This window comes from Streptomyces sp. NPDC001852, from assembly GCF_042891825.1.
Classification (GTDB): Bacteria; Actinomycetota; Actinomycetes; order Streptomycetales; family Streptomycetaceae; genus Streptomyces.
The window spans coordinates 1-20,165 of the sequence record NZ_JBIATN010000053.1; the positions used below are offsets into that span (position 1 = coordinate 1).

Consider the following 20,165-nt stretch of genomic DNA (forward strand, 5'->3'; position numbering starts at 1 on the left):
GGATCAACGTGCTGTTCGCGATGCTCCGAGACGGCACCTTCTACGAACCCCGAACCCCACGCCTCGCTTGACGAAAGACATAGAGGCACCCCCCGCCAGAGGCGTCCTGTCAGGACACCGGAGACTTGCGCAGGCGCGGCACCAGCTGCTCGGGGTCGGCCGCAGGGCCGCCGCCGGCGCGGTTGCGAGTGGCCGGTTCTGACCGGTGGTGACGGCGATGTCCCAGGCGTGCACGGCGGCATCCAGCGCGGCCGCACCGACGGCCGACGGCAGAGGCAGCGGGCCCAGCGGCGTCGGCACGGATCCGGCGTCGGCCGGCCGGAACGGACGCCGAGATCCCCGTACGCATACTTGCGGACAGGAATGGTCCGCAATCGCGGGACTTTTGCCTCACCCGAGGAACGGGAACAGGCCAAGGGATGCACGACGTACGGAAGTGGACCACGGGACTGCAGCGCCTACTGGAGCGCCGCCGGGAGCCGGTGGTCGTCCAGACACTGCGGTCGGCGACGGCGGCGACGATCGCCTACGTCATCGCCCTCCGGCTGAGCCCCGAGCCGGCCCCGCTGACCGCGCCGCTGACGGCGCTGCTGGTCGTCCAGGTGACCTTCTACGCCACCCTCACCAACGGCATCCGCCGGGTGAACTCGGTGGTCGCCGGGGTGCTGGTCGCGATCGCCTTCAGCGTGCTGGTGGGGCTGACCTGGTGGAGCCTCGCCCTGCTGATCGTGGCCTCGCTGGCCGTCGGGCACCTGGTGCGGGTCGACGAGTACGTGGCGGAGGTGGCGATCAGCGCCATGCTGGTCCTCGGCGTCACCACCGTCGGGTTCACCGCCTGGGCGCGCATCGTGGAGACGCTGATCGGCGCGGTCGTCGGCACGGCCTGCAACCTGCTGCTCCCGCCCCCGGTGTGGGTGGACGAGGCGGGCCGCTCGATCGAGGACCAGGCGCGCCGGGTGCGTCAGTTGATGCTGCGGATGGGCGAGGAGGCGGCGGGCCGGATCTCCTGGGAGCGGGCGGCCGAGCGGCTGCACGAGGCCCGGCAGCTGGACCAGCACATCAGTCAGGTGGACGCGTCGCTCAGGCAGGCCGAGGACAGCCTGCGGCTCAATCCCCGGGTCAAGGAGGGGCTGCTGCACCGGGTGGTGCTGCGGACCGGTCTGGACACGCTGGAGATCTGCACGGTGGTCCTGCGGGTGCTGGCCCGCACCTTCACGGACCTGGCCAAGGCTCGCGGGTCCGAGGAGTTGTTCCCGCCCCGGGTCGGGGCGACCGTGGAACAGCTGCTGTCGGAGATCGCCGACGCGGTGGTCAGCTTCGCGGTGCTGGTCACCACGCATCTGAGCGAGAACGCCGAGTCGGCGGAGGCCCGGCTGTCCGCCGAGCTGCACACGGCGGCCGGCACCCGGGACCGGCTGGCCGAGCTGCTCCGCGAGGAGATCGGCCAGGACGAGGAATGGGCGAACTGGCAGCTGTACGGGGCCGTGCTGACCGAGACGACCCGGATCATCGACGAGCTCAACACCGAGCACCGCACCCGCCGCCTGTTCGAGGAACTGGACCGGGTCTCGCGCGGGCAGCGGGCGAAGCTGCCCCGGATGACCCGGCTGCGCGAACGGCTGGGGGTGCAGGAGGAGCTGTGGCGGAACCGGGCAGGGTTCGGCGAGCGTTCTTGGTGAGGAGGCTGCCGGGCAGGGCTCGGCGCGAAGGGTGCCGGGCGGCCGGCACGGAGTGCGCGAGGTGCCGGGCGGCCGGCACGGAGTGCGAGGGGGCGAGCGGATGGCCGGTTCCGGGGTGCGGATCGACGGGAACACACTGCGGTTGCCGGGCGGGGCGGCGGTGCGGTTCGTTCGCACGCTGCGGCTGCCGGAGACGGGCACGCATCCGCTGCCGCCCGGGCTGGGCGAGTTCCCCGTCCGGCGGGTCTCCGACCACCCGGACACCGTCCCGGCCGAGTGGCGGGCGCGCGGCGGCGTGATGCTGCCGGTGTATCTGCGCGAGGCGATGTGGCTGAGCTTCTCCGGCACGCGGGAACCGGCGGCGCTGCAGGTGGGGGTCGGCAAGGTGTGCGCGGTGTCCGGCCGGCCCTGGAGCGGACGGCTCGCCCGGGATCCGCAGAACTACCTGGTATTGCCCCGACAACCGTGGCTGGACGGCATCAACTCCGGCAAGGGGACGGTCCGCCAGTTCGTCGCCGTGCCGCTCGGCCTCGGCGCGACGGTGGAGGGGCAGGTCACCGGCGAGGAGGTGTGGGGCGGGGTGCAGCTGCAGTCCTTCCCACTGAGGGAGCCGCTGCTGTCCGAGTGGCGTCGCCGTGAGCGGGAGCGGGAGGAGGCGCGGCGCAGGGCCCTGGCGGCCGGGCCGACGGGCGGGTACGGCATGCCGATGACGGCGTCCGCGCCCGGTGGCGCCCCGACGCCGGCCGCCCCCGGCGGACCCGTGCCGCCGCCGGCCGGCGGCGCCGCGCCGCGCCGGGCCGCGGCCATGGGTCTGGGTGTCGGCGGCTCGATGCGCCAGGAGGTGTACCGGGACGACCGTCCGCTGACGGACTGGTCCGAGGAGCCCGCCGGGCGCGTGTTCGTGCATCTGGTCACGCCGCCGGAGTGGCGGCGGATCACCGGCGAGGCGCCCCCGCCGTCGCCGGTCGACCGGGCGGCGTACACGAGCGCGGGCCTGCCCTGGTACGACTACTACGACGCCGATGCCGAGGATCTGGCCCCCACGGACACCCTGGAGGCGGTCGCACCGGTCGGCGAGTGGCTCGGGGACGACCTGGACCCGTGGCAGCCGCCGTCGGCCGGCCAGGTGACCCCGCTGAAGGACGCGCCGGGGAAACCGGTCGAGGACGGTGAGTGGTAGGGCAAACCGTCCGTTGCACCTCACGCAACGCCCGTTGCCCCGCTTGCCCTCGGTGACGGGTTCGGGTCAAGGTGGCCGTCACGACCGGGGCAACCGACGACCTGAGGTGCGGCATGGACGCGGACGACGGACCGGTGAGCGGAGGCTGGAGCCGGCGCCGGTTCGTCGGCGCCGTGGCGGGCACGGCGGCCGTGGTGGCGGTGCCGTCCGCGGCGGCCCCGCAGGCCGGCACCACGGAGGCGGCGGGCGAGCCCGGGACCGCCGCACGACCCCGCGGGCCCTCCGGTCCGCGTCCGCTGTACGTGGGCACCTACACCTCGGTCGACGGCGGCGGCACCGGCATCGGACTGGCCTCCTACGCCCCGGCGACCGGTGGGATCACCGGCTCCGGCACGCTCACCGGCGTCCCCGACCCGTCGTACCTCGCCGTGCACCCGGACGGCCGCACACTGTACGCGGTGGACGAGCGCCAGGACGGCGGCGTGACGGCCGTACGCCTCGCCGGCCGGCAGGTCCTCGGCACCCGTGGCACGGGCGGCGCGGGCCCGTGCCATCTGTCGGTGCATCCCTCCGGACGCTGGCTGCTGAGCGCCAACTACGGTTCGGGCAGCGTCGCCGTGCACCCGGTCGACGCCTCGGGGGCCCTCGGCGAGCGCACCGACCTCGTCACGCACACCACCCCGTCACCGGGACCGGGTCAACAGGGGCCCCACGCGCACCAGTTCATGACCAGCCCGGACGGCGGCCATGTCCTCGCGGTCGACCTCGGCACCGACACCGTCTACAGCTACCGCCTGGACGAGGCGAAGGGCACGCTGACGGAGGTGGCGCAGGCGCACACCCGGCCCGGGGCGGGACCGCGGCATCTGACCTTCCATCCGGGCGGCAGGTACGCCTATCTGGCCAACGAAGTGGACGACACGGTCGCCGTCTGCGGCTACGACCCCGCCTCCGGGCGGCTGACGATCGGCGAGCCGCAGTCCACGGGCTCGGACGGCGGCACCAACTACCCGGCGGAGTTCGCCGTGACGGCGGACGGCGGGTACGCGTTCCTGGCGAACCGGGGACACAACAGCCTCGCGCGGTACGCGATCGAGGCCGACGGCGCACGGCTGCGGCTGCTCGGCACGGTGCCGGTGGGCGGGGACTTCCCGCGGCAGATCGCTCTCTCGCCGGACGGCGGGCTGCTGTTCGCGGCGAACCAGCGCTCGGGGACGGTCACCGTCTTCCACGTGGACGCCGGCAGCGGCGAGCTGCGGTCGGCCGGCGAGCCGTTCGCCTCGCCCGTCGCCGTCTGCGCGCTGCCGCTGTAGCGGCCTGTCCGGCGGACCACGCCGCACACGCGGGGGCTCGCACCCGCTCGGGGCCGATCAGGCGCCGCTGCCTCCCTGCGACTCGAACCGCCGCACAGGCCCTCGCGCGCGGGGGCAGGCGGCGGCGGTGGCCTGGGCCAGCAGGGCGTGCATCCGCTCGGTGAGCTGGGCGACGTCGTCGGCGGGCGTGTGGAAGGGCAGCCGTACGTCGCCGTGGGCGCGGGTGCGCTCGATGCGCAGGGTCAGCCCGTGCCGGTCGACGGCGAGGGGCAGCACGCGGGTCGCGGCGTGCAGGCTCTCCGGCCGCACCAGTCGGGTCAGCCGTTCGACGGCGTCCGGGTGGGCGTCGGCGAGGTGGGTCAGCAGCCGGGCCTCGACCTCGGCGAGCGGGTCGGGCCGGGCGGCGGCGTACTCGTCGAGGTCGGCCACCACGGCCCCGGAGGATCGCCGCAGCACCACTCGTGTGGGCCGGAACAACAGGCTGCCGCGGTCCGGCGCGAACCAGCCGGCGAGGTAGAGCCGGGCCCGGATCCGGCTCCGCACGGGTACGGGGGCCACGTCGGCGAACTCCAGCACGGCGGAGGGCTCCTGGCGTGGGGCGCAGATGGCCGCGGTCAGCAGGGCGCTGTCGTCGGGCACCGTCAGCCGTACGGCGCCGTCGTCGGTCACGGTGTGCGCGCCGACGTACTCCTCGCGGGCGCCGTCCGCGGTCACCGCGCACGACCAGGCGGCGGCCAGCACCGACCGGGCCCGTTCCGCCGTGCCGGGTGCGGCCGTCCAGTCCTGGTCGTCACCCATCGTGTCACCCATCGAGACCTCCTTAGGTAAGGCTTGCCTAACCTATCGGAGATCGGGGCGCACGCCAACCGCACCCCACCCGGCGGAAGGGATCGGACGGCGGGCGGGCGAGGGTCAGGCGATGACACCCAACAGCGCCCGCGCGCACAGGTCGCGCACCTGCTCGCGGGTCAACTCGCCGTCGCGCAGCCACTCCAGGCACACGGCGGTGGTGAAGGCGAGCCAGCCGCGCACGGCCAGGCGGACATGCGGGGCACCCTCGAAGACGGGTCCGAACTCGGGGTCGGCGGCGAGCGCGGCCAGGATCTGCCGCTCCTGGGCGGCCAGGGCCCGCTGGTAGACCCGGCGTACGGCCTGGTCGCCGGCCGCGTCGGCGCGGTGGAAGGCACGGAAGCCGTGGGCGTGGGCCTGGACGTAACCGAGGTAGGTGTCGAGGCCGGCGGTGAGCTGCTCGCGCACCGGCACACCGGGCACGGCCGCCGTCATGCGCAGCATCCGTTCGCTCTCGCGCTCGACGACGGCCGCGAAGAAGTCCCGCTTGGTCGGGAAGTAGTGGTACAGCAGCCCGCGGGAGACCCCGGCGATCTCGGCGACCTGCTCGATCCACACGTCGTCGTAGGGACTCTCCGAGAACAGCTTCGCGCCGACGGACAGCAGCTGCTCACGGCGTTCCGCGGTGCTGAGTCTGCGCCGGGCGCGCTCCCCCTGGTTCGCGGGCATGGCGTCACTCTACTTGACGCGGGTTCAACAAGCGGACCAGACTGGAAGCGGCTATTGAACCCACGTACAACACGCGCGTCGCGGAGTCGCGCCACAGACCGCGTCGCGGATTCGACGGTCCGCTGGATCAAGGGAGATCGGCGTCATGGCGGAGACGACGGGGACGACGGAGACGGGACTGCCCAGGGGTTTCCGGAGCGCCGAGCTGGGCTGGCCCGAGCTGCACCGCATCCCGCATCCGCCGCGCCGGGTGCCGTTGCTCGGCGATGTGCTCGGGGCCGACCGGCGCAAGCCGGTGCAGGACTCCATGCGGTACGCGCGCGAGCTGGGGCCGATCTTCCGGCGGCGGGCCTTCGGCAAGGAGTTCGTGTTCGTGTGGGGCGCCCGGCCGGCCGCGGACCTGGCCGACGAGTCCCGGTTCGCCAAGCACGTCGGTCTCGGCGTGGCCAATCTGCGGCCGCTCGCCGGGGACGGCCTGTTCACCGCCTACAACCACGAGCCCAACTGGCAGCTGGCGCACGACGTCCTGGCGCCCGGCTTCAGCCGGGAGGCCATGGAGGGCTACCACGGGATGATGCTGGCGGTCGCGGAGCGCCTGACCGCGCACTGGGACCGCGAGGCGGCGGCCGGGCGCACGGTGGACGTGCCCGGGGACATGACCAAGCTGACCCTGGAGACGATCGCGCGGACCGGGTTCGGACACGACTTCGACTCCTTCGAACGGGACCGCCCGCACCCCTTCGTCACCGCGATGGTCGGCACGCTCACCTACGCCCAGCGCCTCAACAGCGTGCCCACGCCGCTGGCCCCGCTGCTGCTGCGCACCGCCGCCCGGCGCAACGCGGCCGACATGGCCTACCTGAACCGGACGGTCGACTACCTGGTCGCGGAGCGGCGCGGGTCGGGCCACGGGGAGGGCGACCTGCTGGACCGGATGCTGGAGACGGCCCACCCCGAAACCGGCGAGCGGCTGTCGGCCGAGAACGTCCGCAAGCAGGTGATCACCTTCCTGGTCGCGGGCCACGAGACCACCTCGGGTGCGCTCTCCTTCGCCCTGTACTACCTCGCCCGGCACCCCGAGATCGCCGCCCGGGCCCGCGCCGAGGTGGACCGCGTCTGGGGCGACACCGAGCGGCCCGGCTACGACCAGGTGGCCAAGCTGCGCTACGTCCGCCGGGTGCTGGACGAGTCCCTGCGCCTGTGGCCGACCGCCCCCGCCTTCGCCCGCGAGGCCCGGCAGGACACCGTGCTCGCCGGCGACCACCCGATGCTCCGGGGCGCGTGGGCCATGGTGCTGACACCGATGCTCCACCGCGACCCCGAGGTCTGGGGCGAGGACGCCGAGCGCTTCGACCCCGACCGCTTCGAGCCGGCGGCCGTACGGTCCCGCCCTGCGCACACCTTCAAACCCTTCGGCACCGGCGCCCGGGCCTGCATCGGCCGCCAGTTCGCCCTGCACGAGGCCACCCTGGTGCTCGGCCTCCTGCTGCGCCGCTACGACCTGCTGCCCGACCCGGCCTACCGGCTGACCGTGACCGAACGGCTGACGGTGATGCCGGAGGGGCTGCGGCTGGGCTTGGAACGGTGCAAGGGCCTCGAAGATGCGCGCCCGGCGACGACGGCGCCGCGGACGAACGGCGGCACACCCCGGCACGCACACGACTCGGCACCGACACCGGAGCACTCGGCGTCAGCGAGCAGCTGTCCCGTGCACCGGGCATCCGACTGACGGCTGCGCGGCGAACGGGACGGGCTCGGTGACGGCACCGGCGTCGCTGAGATGCCCCAACGCCGACTCGTCGTCCCCCAGGGCGAGTTTGGTACAGCAACAGGGTCCGCAGGAAGGGGTCGGCGACGAACCGGTCCGGTGCGGTGGGCGGTCCCTCTGCCGCAAGCCGCAGGAACCGGCCGGCGCTGTCACACCTCGTCGCGTGCCATCGCCAGGAGCCGGTCCAGTACCCGCGGCGCTCCCGCGCGCAGGCCGTCGTGCTCGAACTCGTCGGTGACCCAGGTGCGCAGGCCGCGGATCGCGCGGGCGGTCTCCAGGGAGTGTGCGGTGTCGACGTACATGTCGTCGTGGTAGACGGCCGCCACGACCCGGACCTCGTTGGCGGCGAGGCGGGCGCGGTCGTAGAGGGGCTGCCAGTCGGTGCGCGCGGCGAGCAGGTCGGCCGTTTCGCGCAGCGGGCGCAGGGCCGGGTCCGCGTCGAACATCCAGGGGTGGACGGTCTCGCCGGTGAACAGGACCGGGGTGTCACCGGCGAGTGCCTTGGCCGCGTCGAACTGCGGGAACTCGGCGCGGACGCGTTCGGCGGCCCAGGCGGTGGGCCGGGTGTCCTGGCCGTAGATCGACTCGTGGACGAGCGCGTAGAGGGGGTGGGCGGCGTACGACAACAGGGACTGGGCCTGTTCCTGGAAGGCGTCGGACAGCTCCGGGCCGGCCGGAGTGCGCACGAAGGCGTCCTCCAGGAGGTGGTGCAGCCGGTGGCTGCCGTCGCTCGCGCCGAGCATCAGCCCGAGGGACTGGAAGGCCTCGACCGTGAAGCGGTAGCCGTTCGGCAGGGTCACCTCGTGGGTGAGCAGGTGGTCGGCGATGCGGCGGGCCCGTTCGACGTCCTGGGGGTAGCGGGCGTAGTGCGCGGTGACCTTGCGTTCGATGCGCGGGTAGGCCGCGCGGTAGACGTCGTCGGCGTGGGCGTGCAGGGAGGGCAGGCCTCCGGTGATGACGGCGGCGTCCAGTCCCTCGGGGGCCAGGGAGAGGTACGACACCGTGCAGAAGCCGCCGAAGCTCTGACCGAGGACGGTCCAGGGGGCGCCGCCGGTGACCTGCGGACGGATGGTCTCGCAGTCCCGGACGATGGAGTCGGCGCGGAAGCGGGTGAGGTAGTCGGCCTGCTCGGCGGGGCCGCCGCGGAGCGGGAGCGTCTGGCGGGAGGCCGGGGTGGAGCTGCCGGTGCCGCGCTGGTCGAGCAGCAGGACGCGGTAGTCCTTCAGGGCCCGGTCGAGCCAGGCCTGACGTCCGACGAAACGATTCGCCCCGAAGCCGGGGCCGCCTTGGAGGTACAGCAGCCACGGCAGCTCCTGCCCGGCCTTGTCGCTCGCGACCGCCTCACGGGCGTACAGCTCGATCGTCTCGCCGTCCGGGGCGGTGTGGTCGAGGGGCACGGTGAAGCGGCGGTCGGTGAGGATGACGCCGGGCTGGCGGTAGCTGAGGCTCAACGGGTCTCCCGGGACGGACGGTACGGACGGGTCCCAGTTCAGCACATGCGGGGCCCGCGCCGAGCCCGGGGATCATGGATTTGTTACTGAACTTCCGGTCAGCACCCGGCTCAGCGGGCGGCGAGGCTGGAACGGCGCACCACCAGCTCCGGCTGGAGCACCACCCGGCGGTGCTCGTGCGAGCGCCGGCCCTCGACCTGTTCGGTCTCCTCCAGCAGCAGTTCGGCGGCGAGGGCGCCCATGGTCACGGCGGGCTGCCGTACGGAGGTCAGCGGTACGGCGGCGGCCGCGGCGAACTCGATGTCGTCGTAGCCGACGATGGCGAGGTCGTCGGGGACGGTGACGCCGGCCGCGTACATGGCCTGCAGGACACCGAGGGCGAGCAGGTCGTTGGCGCAGAAGACGGCGGTGGGGCGGTCGGCGAGGCCCAGCAGGCGGGCGCCCGCGTCGCGGCCCGCGGCCACGTCGAGGCGTTCGGTGGGCAGCTCGCGCAGCGCCTCGGGGCCGAGTCCGGCCTCCGCGAGGGCGTTCAGGGCGCCGGTACGGCGGTCCCGGACCTGGTTCAGCCCGGGCGGCCCGCTGACGTAGGCGATGGACCGGTGCCCGGCGTCCACCAGATGGCGGACCGCGAGCGCACCGCCGGCCACGTCGTCCACGGACACCGAGCACTCGGTGGTGCCCTCGGCGACCCGGTCGACCAGCACGAACGGGATGCCGTGCCGCCGGAAGGTCTCGATGTTGCGGCCGGTGGCGTCGGCCGGGGTCAGCAGCACGCCCCGCACCCGCTGCTCGGCGAAGAGCGCCAGGTAGTCGGCCTCCTCGGCGGCGTTCTGGGCGCTGTTGCAGACCATCACGCCGAGTCCCGCCTCGCGGGCCGCCCGTTCGGCGCCCCGGGCCACGTCCACGAAGAACGGGTTGCCCATGTCGAGCACGAGCAGGCCCATGATCCGGCTGCGCCCCGCGCGCAGCTGACGCGCGGACTCGCTGCGGACATAGCCGAGCCGCTCAATGGCGGACTGCACCCGGGCGCGGGTCTCGGAGGCGACCGTGTCCGGACGGTTGATCACGTTGGACACGGTGCCCACGGAGACCCCGGCGGCGCGGGCGACGTCCTTGATACCCACCGACTGGGCCATCGGGTTTCAGACCTCCAGGGATGACGAGGGGCGGCGGGCGGATCCTCACATTACCGTCACCGCCCCCGGTGCCGGTCCGTTCAGGCAGGCAGGGAGAACTCCACGACGTGCAGCGCCGAGGGCGTCGTACCGGTGGACTTCTCCTGGTACATGAACGACAGCACGTTGTCGGACCTCACCCGCATCTCGTCGATCACGACCTCGCCGAAGGCGTTCAGGCCGCTCCCGTCGAAGAGCAGTGTCCAGTCGGTGTAGCCGGAGGACCTGGAGGCGCCGGCGATGCGGCCGTAGGGGAAGACCGCGTACGCGTTGTCGTACTTGTCCAGGATCAGCCTGGTGCGCCGGCTGGAGGCGAGCGGGACCGGGATCTCGGTCTTGGTCCAGCCGCCGGAGGAGTTCTTGCGCAGGTGGAAGGCGCGGCCGCCCGCGGTGCGGTCGGCGGCGTAGTCGGTGGTGCACTGGCCGAAGCGGCCCGGGACATAGCTGATGATCGCGTGCGGGAGGCCGGTGGAGTCGGTCCACTGGCTCTCCTGGTTCATCAGGGAGTGGTCGGGACCCAGGGGGTCGACGACGAGACCGGCGTCGGTGACGGCCACCGTGTCGGCGGTGCCGGTGGTGGCGACCAGGGCGCCCGCGTCGTCGCGCCAGGTGCGGCCACGGTCGGTCGAGTGGACGTAGCCCGTGTCGTGGTTGGTGATCCCGCCGCTGTTGCACATCACGGCGGCGTTCTGCTCCCGCCACGTGAAGAAGGAGTGCAGCCGGCCGTTCACGTCGTAGTCGATGCCGTGCAGGTACATGTTGCGCGCGGTCGAGGAGCCGTGCGAGCTGGTGTACGTCCCCGTGGAGCTGGTCCACTCCCCCAGCGCCGTCCAGGTCGAACCGTCGTACTCGGCGAGGGCGTTGCGGCCGTTGCCCGAGATGCCGGCCCGGTAGCTCAGCTGCAGTCTGCCCTCGGGGGTGGAGATGAACTGGGGGTAGGTGAACTGCGAGGTGAGGACGAGGCCGTCCAGGGACGTCTGGACCGGGCCGAAGACGGAGGAGGTCCAGCTCGTGCCGGCGGGGTTGTCCATCAGCCCGGCGACGGACTTCACGTAGAAGTAGCCGTCGCTGTGGGAGTCCATGGTGAGGTGCAGCCGGCCGTCGGCCTCGGAGACGCCCATGGAGATGACGTTGTGCGAGTCACTGGTCTTCAGCACGTGGGACAGCGTCACGGTCGACCAGTTGCTCGCGCTCGGCGCGCGACGGCCGACCACGGCGTGGCCCGTCGAGGTGTACCAGGCGGCGTACTGGTGGCCCTTGTAGGTCAGCAGGCCGTTCTTCTGGAACGAGTTGTTGTTGACCAGGCCGTCGTAGGAGACGAAGTAGATGGCCTGGGAGTCCGGTGTGGTCGTGCTCTTCTCGGTGACGGAGGGGCCGGGACCGGCGGCCCGTGCGATGCCCGGCGTTGCCGCGGCGGCCGGTGCGGCCGACGCAAGCACGGTGCGTCGTTTCATGAGCGGCTCCAGGAGTTCCGGGAAGGGGACGTCAGGCGAGGTGGAAGACCTCGGTGAGCGGCTTCATCGCCGCGTCGGGCCGGGCCCCGTCGAGGGACTCGAAGAAGGGGGCCGTCTCGGCCTGCCAGCGGGCGTTGACCTCGGTGGCCTGCATGCCGGCCAGGGCGGCGGCGAAGTCCTCGGTCTCCAGGTAGCCGACGAGCAGGCCGTCGTCGCGCAGGAAGAGGGAGTAGTTGTGCCAGCCGGTGGCGGAGAGCGCCTCGAGCATCTCCGGCCACACGGCGGCGTGGCGTGCGCGGTACTCGGCGAGCCGGTCCTCGCGGACCTTGAGGAGGAAGCAGACGCGCTGCATGAAGTACCGCTCCGTCACTAGAAGTTGAACCGGTCGATGTTCTTCGCGTCGAACACGGCCGGCTTGCCGAGGCTGATCACGCCGTCCTTGCCGATGGAGTACGTCGTGCCGCCGGCCTTGAAGGTCTGGCCCTCCTGGCCGGTGATCTGTCCCGAGGCCAGCGCGACGGCGGTGCGGGCGGCCAGGTCGCCGAGCTTCGCCGGGTCCCACAGCTCGAAGGCGTCGACGGTGCCGTTCTTGACGTACTTGCGCATGTCGTTGGGGGTGCCGAGGCCGGTCAGCTTGACCTTGCCCTTGTACTTGGAGCCGGACAGGTACTGGGCGGCCGCCTTGATGCCGACGGTGGTCGGGGAGATGATCCCCTTCAGGTCCGGGTACTGCTGGAGCAGGCCCTGGGTCTGCTGGAAGGACTGCTGGGCGTCGTCGTTGCCGTAGGCGATCTTGACCAGCTCGACGTTCTTGTACTTCGGGTCCGCCAGCTCCTTCTTCATGTAGTCGATCCAGGTGTTCTGGTTGGTCGCGGTCTGCGCGGCCGACAGGACCGCGATCTGGCCCTTGTAGCCGATCTGCTGGGCGAGCAGCTGCACCTCGGTGCGGCCCAGGTCCTCGGCGCCGGCCTGCGAGACGAAGGCGTTGCGGCAGTCGGCGGTGGTGTCGGAGTCGTAGGTGACGACCTTGATGCCGTTCTTCATGGCCTGCTTCAGCGCGGTGCACAGGGCGCCGGGGTCCTGGGCGGAGACGGCCATCGCGTCGACCTGCTGCTGGGTGAGCGTGTTGACGTAGGAGACCTGGCCGGAGGTGTCGGTGGCGCTGGACGGGCCGACCTCCTTGTACTTCGAGCCGAGTTCGGCGAGGGCCTTCTCGCCGCCCTTGTCGGCGGAGGTGAAGTAGGGGTTGTTGACCTGCTTGGGCAGGAAGCCGACGGTCAGTCCCTTCTTGGTGGCCGCGTTCGGGTCGGCCTTGCCGGCCGCCGCGCCCGAGCCGCTGTCGTTCTTCACGTCGTTCTTGGTGGTGCCGCCGCAGGCGGTGAGGGCGAGGGCGAGGGAGGTACCGGCGGCGAGTGCGGCGCAGGCACGGCGGAGGGATGACTTGCGCATGGTGTAGGTCCTTTACGAGGGTGAGCGGACTTACGACGTCGTGGTCGAGGCGGCGGCTCTGCGGCCCGCCCCCGCGACGGAGACTTGGCGGGCGACCCGGGGGCCGAGCACCGAGATGACGAGCAGCACGCCGGTGACGACGATCTGCGACTGGGCGGAGACGTTGAGGAGGCTCATCACGTTCTGCAGGGCACCGAGCAGGAACACCCCGGCGATGGCCCCGCCCAGGGTTCCCTTGCCGCCGTCGAAGTCGATGCCGCCGAGCAACACCGCGGCCACCACCGAGAGTTCGAGCCCCGTCGCGTTGTCGTAGCGGGCGCTGGCGTAGTGCAGGGCCCAGAAGACGCCGGTGAGGGAGGCCATGAGGCCGGTGGCGACGAACAGCAGGAGTTTGGCCCGCTTGACCCGGATGCCGGCGAACCGGGCGGCCTCCTGGCCGGCGCCGATCGCGAACAGCGACCGCCCGAAGGGGGTGGCGTGCAGGACGACGACGGCGATGGCGAGCAACACCAGGAAGGGCAGGAAGGCCTGCGGGAGGAAGGAGTTCCCGATCCGTCCGGCGGCGAAGTCGAGGTACTGGGCGGGGAAGTCGGTGACCGCGTCGGAGCCGAGGACGATCTGGGCGATGCCCCGGTAGGCGGCGAGGGTGCCGATGGTGACGGCGAGGGACGGCAGCCCGAGCCGGGTCACCAGCAGGCCGTTGACCAGCCCGCACACCACGCCGAGCAGCAGGCACAGCGGGATGATCGTCTCGATGGCCATGCCGTCGTTCCACAGCTTGCCCATCACCGCGCCGGACAGTCCGGCCGTGGAGGCCACCGACAGGTCGATCTCGCCGGAGACGACCAGCAGGGTCATCGGCAGGGCGATCAGCGCGATGGGCAGGGTGTTGCCGATCAGGAACGACAGGTTCAGTGCATTGCCGAAGCCGTCGACGAAGGAGAAGGACAGCAGGAGCAGGACGATCAGCAGGGCGCCGACGACCGTGTCCCAGCGGACGGCACGGGTCAGGGACTCAGGCACGAGCCTCCCCCTTCTGTACGGCGGGCTTGGCGGAAGCCGACTTCTTCTTCAGGGCGGCCGCCACCCGCAGGGCCACGATCCGGTCGACGGCGATGGCGAGGAGCAGCAGTACGCCGTTGATGGCGAGCACCCACACGGAGCTGACACCCAGCGCGGGCAGCACGCTGTTGATGGAGGTCAGCAGCAGGGCGCCGAGCGCGGCGCCGTACACGCTGCCCGAGCCGCCGGTGAAGACGACACCGCCGACGACGACCGCGCTGACGACGGTGAGTTCGTAGCCGTTCCCGGTGCCGGAGTCGACGTTGCCGAACCGGGCCAGGTACATGGCCCCGGCGAGGCCGGCGAGGGCGCCGCAGAAGGTGTAGGCGAGCAGGATGCGCGCCCTGACGGGAATGCCGGCGAGCCGGGCGGCCTCCGGGTTGGAGCCGAGGGCGTACAGCTCACGGCCGCTGCCGAAGTGCTTGAGGCAGTAGGCGGTGGCGACCAGCACGGCGAGGGCGATGAGCGCGAGGTACGGCACCGCGGAGATGCCGCCGGAGCCGAAGTCGACGAAGCCTCCGGGCAGGTCGGCCGCGGTGATCTGGCGGGAGCCGACCCAGATGGAGTCGATGCCGCGGATGATGTACAGCGTGCCCAGGGTGACCACCAGCGCGGGCACCTGGCCGAGGCTGACCAGCAGGCCGTTCACCAGGCCGAAGCCGATGCCGAGCAGCACCGCGAGGACGATCGCGACGGCCGGGCCGCCGCCGCCGTGCAGACAGGTGCCGGCGGCGAAGGCGCTGATGCCCAGGGTGGAGCCGACGGACAGGTCGACGTTGCGGGTGATGACCACCACCGACTGGCCGGTGGCGACCAGGACCAGGATGGTCGCGTTCAGCAGCAGGTCCTTGATGCCCTGCTCGGACAGGAACTGGCTGTTGCCGGCCTGCGTGACCGCGATCATCACCAGGAAGACGACCAGGATGGCGAGTTCGCGCATCTTGAAGACGCGGTCGACCAGCCGGGCGCCGCTGGAGGGGGGCGCCTCGGCGACGGGGGTGGGGTTCGGTGTCGTCACCGTCATGCGGCGGCCCTCCCGGTGGCTGCGGCCATCACGGTTTCCTCGGTGGCGTCGGAACGGGGGATCTCGGCGGTGAGCCGGCCCTCGTGCATCACCAGCACCCGGTCGGCCATGCCGAGGATCTCCGGCAGGTCGGAGGAGATCATCAGCACCGCCACCCCGTCGGCGGCGAGCTGGGACAGCAGCCGGTGCACCTCGGCCTTGGTGCCGACGTCGATGCCCCGGGTGGGCTCGTCGACGATCAGCACCTTGGGGTCGGTGGCCAGCCACTTGGCGAGGACGACCTTCTGCTGGTTGCCGCCGGAGAGCGTGGAGACGGCGTCGGCGATCCGGGCGTACTTCACCTGGAGCCTCACCGCCCAGTCCAGCGACCGGCTGCGCTCGGCACCGCGGTCCACCAGCCCGGCCTTCACGGTGGTGCGCAGCCCGGTCAGGCCGATGTTCCGCTCGATGGACATGTCCATCACCAGTCCCTGGGCACGCCGGTCCTCGGGGACGAGGGCGAGCCCGGCGGCCATCGCGGTGGACGGCGCGCCGTTGGTGAGTTTCCGGCCGTCGACCTCGACCTCCCCGGCGTCCCAGCGGTCGACGCCGAACACCGCGCGGGCGACCTCGGTGCGGCCGGCGCCGACCAGCCCCGCGAGGCCGACGATCTCACCGCGCCGCACCTGGAAGGAGACGTCCGTGAAGACGCCCTCGCGGGTCAGCCGGCGGACGCTCAACGCCACCTCGCCGGGCTCCACCGCCTGCTTGGGGTACAGCTCGTCGAGCTCGCGGCCGACCATCCGGCGGACCAGGTCGTCCTCGGTCATGCCGGCCAGCGGCTCGCTCGCGATCCAGGCGCCGTCGCGCAGGGTGGTCACCTTCTGGCAGATCTCGAAGATCTCCTCCAGCCGGTGGGAGATGAACAGCACCGCCGCACCCTGTTCGCGCAGGGTGCGCACGACGCCGAAGAGCCGGGCGACCTCGCTGCCGGTGAGCGCCGCCGTCGGCTCGTCCATGATCAGGACCCGGGCGTCGAAGGAGAGCGCCTTGGCGATCTCCACGATCTGCTGGTCGGCGATGGACAGACCGCGTGCCGGGCGGTCGGGGTCGAGGTCGACGCCGAGCCGCTTCATCAGGGCGGCGGTGGCCTCGCGGGTGGCCTTGTGGTCGATACGGCCGAGCGCGCGCCGGGGCCGGCGGCCCATGAAGATGTTCTCGGCGATCGACAGGTCGGGAAAGAGCGTGGGCTCCTGGTAGATCACGGCGATCCCGGCGTCGCGGGCGTCACCGGGCCCGTGGAACTGTGCGGGCTGACCGTCGAGCAGCACCTGGCCGGCATCCGGACGGTGCACCCCGGCAAGCGTCTTGATCAGGGTCGACTTGCCCGCGCCGTTCTCACCGGCGAGGGCGTGGACCTCTCCGGCGAACAGCTCGAGGGAGACGCCCCGCAGGGCGCGTACGGCACCGAAGGACTTGGCGACGTCCCTCAGCGCCAGCACCGGGGCCGGTCCCGTGTCGGACGGGTGGGTCATGGGTGGCTCCTCGACAACGCCGGCTGGACGAAGCCCTCGCAGCGTCGTGAAAGGTTTCAACTGGATGGCCGGGACGTTAGGCATGGCAGACATGTCACGTCAATGGCTATCGCTCGAAAAGATTTCGATAGTCGAAGGTCACCGCCAGGTCACAGAAAACAGACCTGACCGCAGGGCTTGACACGCCCCTGGGGGGCTCATACCTTCCCATCCTGAATCGTTTCACACGAGGCCTTTCAGGTCCGATGCCACAGGAGCCCGAAGTGACCGACCTCGCCGCGGTGAAGGCCGCGCTCAAGACCCAGGCCGTCGAGACGCCGTCGTGGGCGTACGGGAACTCGGGGACGCGCTTCAAGGTGTTCGCGCAGGCCGGTGTGCCCCGGACGGCGCAGGAGAAGCTCGAGGACGCGGCCAAGGTGCACGAGTTCACCGGCGTCGCGCCGACCGTCGCCCTCCACATTCCGTGGGACGAGGTCGAGGACTACGGCGCCCTGGCGAAGTTCGCCGAGGACCGTGGAGTGCGGGTCGGGGCGATCAACTCCAACACGTTCCAGGACGACGACTACAAGCTGGGCAGCATCTGTCATCCGGACGCGGCGGTGCGGCGCAAGGCCGTCGGCCATCTGCTGGAGTGCGTCGACATCATGGACGCGACGGGCTCCGCCGATCTGAAGCTGTGGTTCGCCGACGGCACGAACTATCCCGGGCAGGACGATGTGCGGGGACGGCAGGACCGGCTGGCGGAGGGACTGGCCGAGGTCTACGAGCGGCTCGGTGACGGGCAGCGGATGCTGCTGGAGTACAAGCTCTTCGAGCCGGCCTTCTACACGACCGATGTCCCGGACTGGGGGACGGCGTACGCGCACTGCCTGAAGCTGGGCCCGAAGGCGCAGGTCGTGGTCGACACCGGGCATCACGCTCCGGGGACCAACATCGAGTTCATCGTGGCCACGCTGCTGCGGGAGGGGAAGCTGGGCGGCTTCGACTTCAACTCCCGGTTCTACGCCGACGACGACCTGATGGTCGGGGCGGCCGATCCGTTCCAGCTGTTCCGGATCATGTACGAGGTCGTGCGTGGGGGCGGGTTCGGGCCGGACGTCGCGTTCATGCTCGATCAGTGCCACAACATCGAGGCGAAGATTCCGGCGATCATCCGGTCGGTGATGAACGTGCAGGAGGCGACGGCCAAGGCTCTGTTGGTGGACCGGGAGGCGTTGGCCGAGGCTCAGGTTTCGGGGGATGTGCTCGGGGCGAACGCCGTGCTGATGGATGCGTACAACACGGATGTACGGCCGCTGCTCGGTGAGGTGCGGGAGGAGATGGGGTTGGATCCGGACCCCATTGCCGCGTACGCCCGGTCCGGGTGGGCCGAGAAGATCGTTGCAGAGCGGGTGGGAGGGCAGCAGGCCGGTTGGGGGGCGTGAGTGTCTGCCCCTTTCCGTTCCGTCGCGGGCTGCGGGACCGTCGTGGCTTGTCGCGCAGTTCCCCGCGCCCCTGATTGTCCCCCTCATCTGAAAAGGATCCGTACGTCATGGCAACCCATCCCCAGGCCGCCGCTCTCCTCGCCCGCTCCCACCGCCTCGGCGCCGACCCCCGCAACACCAACTACGCCGGCGGCAACGCCTCCGCCAAGGGCACCGGCACCGATCCCGTCACCGGCGGCGATGTCGAGCTGATGTGGGTCAAGGGATCGGGCGGGGATCTCGGGACGCTCACCGAGGCGGGGCTCGCCGTGCTGCGGCTGGACCGGTTGCGGGCTCTGCGGGACGTCTGGCCCGGGGTCGAGCACGAGGACGAGATGGTCGCCGCCTTCGACTACTGCCTGCACGGCAAGGGCGGGGCCGCGCCGTCCATCGACACCGCGATGCACGGACTGGTCGACGCCGCCCACGTCGATCACCTGCACCCGGACTCCGGGATCGCGCTCGCCTGCGCGGCCGACGGGGAGAAACTGACGGCCGAGTGCTTCGGGGACGCCGTGGTGTGGGTGCCGTGGCGGCGGCCCGGCTTCCAGCTCGGGCTGGACATCGCGGCGGTCAAGGAGGCCAACCCGCAGGCGATCGGCTGCATCCTCGGCGGGCACGGCATCACCGCCTGGGGCGACAGCTCCGAGGAGTGCGAACGCAACTCGCTGCACATCATCCGTACCGCGGAGGCGTTTCTCGCCGAGCGCGGGAGGCCGGAGCCCTTCGGGCCGGTGATCGAGGGCTACGAGGCCCTCCCCGAGGCCGAGCGCCGGGAGCGGGCGGCGGCGCTGGCGCCGTACGTCCGGGCCGTCGCCTCGCGGGACAGGGCGCAGGTCGGGCACTTCGACGACTCCGACGCCGTGCTGGACTTCCTCGCCCGCGCCGAGCACCCGCGGCTCGCGGCGCTGGGCACGTCGTGCCCGGACCACTTCCTGCGGACCAAGGTACGGCCGCTGGTGCTGGACCTGCCGCCGACCGCGCCGCTGGAGGAGGCCGTGGGCCGGCTGCAGGAGTTGCACGCCGAGTACCGGCAGGAGTACGCCGCCTACTACGAGCGGCACGCGACCGCCGACTCCCCCGCCATGCGCGGCGCCGACCCGGCCGTCGTGCTCGTCCCCGGTGTGGGCATGTTCGGCTTCGGCAAGGACGAGCAGACCGCTCGCGTGGCCGGCGAGTTCTACCTCAACGCCATCAACGTGATGCGGGGCGCGGAGGCGGTCTCGACGTATGCGCCGATCGAGGAGTCGGAGAAGTTCCGCATCGAGTACTGGGCGCTGGAGGAGGCCAAGCTCCAGCGGATGCCGAGGCCGAAGCCGCTGGCGACCCGGGTGGCGCTGGTGACCGGTGCGGGCAGCGGCATCGGCAGGGCCATCGCGCACCGGCTGGTGGCCGAGGGAGCGTGTGTCGTCGTCGCCGATCTGAACACCGACAACGCCCGGGCCGTGGCCGAGGAGCTGGGCGGGCCGGACAGGGCGGTCGCCGTGACCGTCGACGTCACCTCCGAGGAGCAGATCGCGGAGGCCTTCAAGGCGGCGGCGCTCGCCTTCGGCGGGGTCGACCTGGTCGTGAACAACGCCGGGATCTCCGTCTCCAAGCCGCTGCTGGAGACGTCGGCGCGCGACTGGGACCTGCAGCACGACATCATGGCCCGCGGTTCCTTCCTGGTCTCGCGGGAGGCGGCGCGAGTGATGATCGCGCAGGGGCTGGGCGGTGACATCGTGTACATCGCCTCCAAGAACGCGGTCTTCGCCGGACCGAACAACATCGCCTACTCCGCCACCAAGGCCGATCAGGCCCATCAAGTACGGCTGCTGGCCGCCGAGTTGGGCGAGCACGGCATCCGGGTCAACGGGGTCAACCCGGACGGCGTGGTGCGCGGTTCCGGGATCTTCGCGGGCGGCTGGGGTGCACAGCGGGCCGCGGTGTACGGGGTGCCGGAGGAGAAGCTGGGCGAGTTCTACGCCCAGCGGACCATCCTCAAGCGGGAGGTGCTGCCGGAGCATGTCGCGAACGCCGTCTTCGCGCTGACCGGCGGCGAGCTGACCCACACCACCGGGCTGCACGTCCCGGTCGACGCGGGTGTGGCGGCCGCGTTCCTGCGGTGAGCGGGCT

The 20,165-nt window shown here is 71.8% G+C and carries 16 protein-coding genes; 6 read left to right on the forward strand and 10 right to left on the reverse strand.

The genetic code is table 11. The features are described from left to right. Nucleotides 1-419: 419 nt before the first annotated feature. The 3 genes from ACFYZB_RS44015 to ACFYZB_RS44025 all read left to right on the forward strand — a co-directional run bounded on the left by ACFYZB_RS44015 (nucleotide 420) and on the right by ACFYZB_RS44025 (nucleotide 4,172). Nucleotides 420-1,679 (forward strand): aromatic acid exporter family protein, encoded by a 1,260-nt coding sequence (locus tag ACFYZB_RS44015; protein ID WP_351215834.1) that lies wholly within the window; start codon nucleotides 420-422, stop codon nucleotides 1,677-1,679. Between the two features lie 100 nt (nucleotides 1,680-1,779). Then, nucleotides 1,780-2,859 (forward strand): hypothetical protein, encoded by a 1,080-nt coding sequence (locus ACFYZB_RS44020; protein WP_388767508.1) that lies wholly within the window; start codon nucleotides 1,780-1,782, stop codon nucleotides 2,857-2,859. 113 nt (nucleotides 2,860-2,972) lie between these two features. Next, a complete protein-coding gene (locus ACFYZB_RS44025) occupies nucleotides 2,973-4,172 on the forward strand; it encodes a lactonase family protein (protein ID WP_388767509.1) in 1,200 nt (399 codons plus the stop codon). Between the two features lie 57 nt (nucleotides 4,173-4,229). Here the strand turns inward: ACFYZB_RS44025 and ACFYZB_RS44030 are convergent, their stop codons facing one another. Together ACFYZB_RS44030 and ACFYZB_RS44035 are read right to left on the reverse strand one after the other, a co-directional pair. Continuing rightward, on the reverse strand, nucleotides 4,230-4,970 hold the full coding sequence (locus ACFYZB_RS44030) for a DUF2470 domain-containing protein (protein WP_388767538.1): 741 nt from the start codon (nucleotides 4,968-4,970) through the stop codon (nucleotides 4,230-4,232). A 114-nt stretch (nucleotides 4,971-5,084) separates the two neighbouring features. Further along, nucleotides 5,085-5,690, reverse strand: coding sequence for a TetR/AcrR family transcriptional regulator (locus ACFYZB_RS44035; RefSeq protein ID WP_388767511.1), 606 nt, complete (start codon nucleotides 5,688-5,690; stop codon nucleotides 5,085-5,087). Nucleotides 5,691-5,835: 145 nt separating this feature from the next. Between ACFYZB_RS44035 and ACFYZB_RS44040 the strand changes: the two genes are divergently transcribed. Further along, nucleotides 5,836-7,419 carry a cytochrome P450 gene (locus ACFYZB_RS44040; protein WP_388767512.1) on the forward strand — a complete coding sequence of 528 codons (1,584 nt, stop codon included), beginning with the start codon at nucleotides 5,836-5,838 and terminating at the stop codon, nucleotides 7,417-7,419. Between the two features lie 188 nt (nucleotides 7,420-7,607). On the opposite strand, the gene ACFYZB_RS44045 is transcribed toward ACFYZB_RS44040, so the two are convergent. The 8 genes from ACFYZB_RS44045 to ACFYZB_RS44080 form a co-directional block, all read right to left on the reverse strand. Continuing rightward, nucleotides 7,608-8,909: an alpha/beta fold hydrolase gene (locus ACFYZB_RS44045; protein ID WP_388767514.1), complete on the reverse strand. Its 1,302-nt coding sequence runs from the start codon at nucleotides 8,907-8,909 to the stop codon at nucleotides 7,608-7,610. A 110-nt stretch (nucleotides 8,910-9,019) separates the two neighbouring features. Further along, nucleotides 9,020-10,045: a LacI family DNA-binding transcriptional regulator gene (locus ACFYZB_RS44050; protein WP_388767515.1), complete on the reverse strand. Its 1,026-nt coding sequence runs from the start codon at nucleotides 10,043-10,045 to the stop codon at nucleotides 9,020-9,022. Nucleotides 10,046-10,125: 80 nt separating this feature from the next. Beyond that, entirely contained in the window at nucleotides 10,126-11,538 is a 1,413-nt protein-coding gene (locus tag ACFYZB_RS44055; RefSeq protein ID WP_388767516.1) for a BNR repeat-containing protein, read from the reverse strand. Nucleotides 11,539-11,569: 31 nt separating this feature from the next. Further along, nucleotides 11,570-11,890 (reverse strand): L-rhamnose mutarotase, encoded by a 321-nt coding sequence (locus ACFYZB_RS44060; RefSeq protein WP_388767517.1) that lies wholly within the window; start codon nucleotides 11,888-11,890, stop codon nucleotides 11,570-11,572. A 17-nt stretch (nucleotides 11,891-11,907) separates the two neighbouring features. Continuing rightward, nucleotides 11,908-12,987 carry a rhamnose ABC transporter substrate-binding protein gene (rhaS, locus tag ACFYZB_RS44065; RefSeq protein ID WP_388767518.1) on the reverse strand — a complete coding sequence of 360 codons (1,080 nt, stop codon included), beginning with the start codon at nucleotides 12,985-12,987 and terminating at the stop codon, nucleotides 11,908-11,910. Between the two features lie 30 nt (nucleotides 12,988-13,017). Beyond that, entirely contained in the window at nucleotides 13,018-14,010 is a 993-nt protein-coding gene (locus ACFYZB_RS44070) for an ABC transporter permease (protein WP_388767519.1), read from the reverse strand. Beyond that, a complete protein-coding gene (locus tag ACFYZB_RS44075; protein WP_388767520.1) occupies nucleotides 14,003-15,073 on the reverse strand; it encodes an ABC transporter permease in 1,071 nt (356 codons plus the stop codon). Before ACFYZB_RS44075 ends, ACFYZB_RS44070 begins: the two co-directional genes overlap by 8 nt. After that, entirely contained in the window at nucleotides 15,070-16,587 is a 1,518-nt protein-coding gene (locus tag ACFYZB_RS44080) for a sugar ABC transporter ATP-binding protein (protein WP_351215860.1), read from the reverse strand. The genes ACFYZB_RS44075 and ACFYZB_RS44080 overlap by 4 nt, the downstream gene beginning before the upstream one ends. Nucleotides 16,588-16,850: 263 nt before the next feature. Between ACFYZB_RS44080 and rhaI the strand changes: the two genes are divergently transcribed. Both rhaI and ACFYZB_RS44090 read left to right on the forward strand, forming a co-directional pair. Then, a complete protein-coding gene (gene rhaI / locus ACFYZB_RS44085) occupies nucleotides 16,851-18,011 on the forward strand; it encodes an L-rhamnose isomerase (protein WP_388767521.1) in 1,161 nt (386 codons plus the stop codon). Between the two features lie 107 nt (nucleotides 18,012-18,118). Next, a complete protein-coding gene (locus ACFYZB_RS44090; RefSeq protein WP_388767522.1) occupies nucleotides 18,119-20,158 on the forward strand; it encodes a bifunctional aldolase/short-chain dehydrogenase in 2,040 nt (679 codons plus the stop codon). The last annotated feature ends 7 nt before the right edge of the window (nucleotides 20,159-20,165 follow it).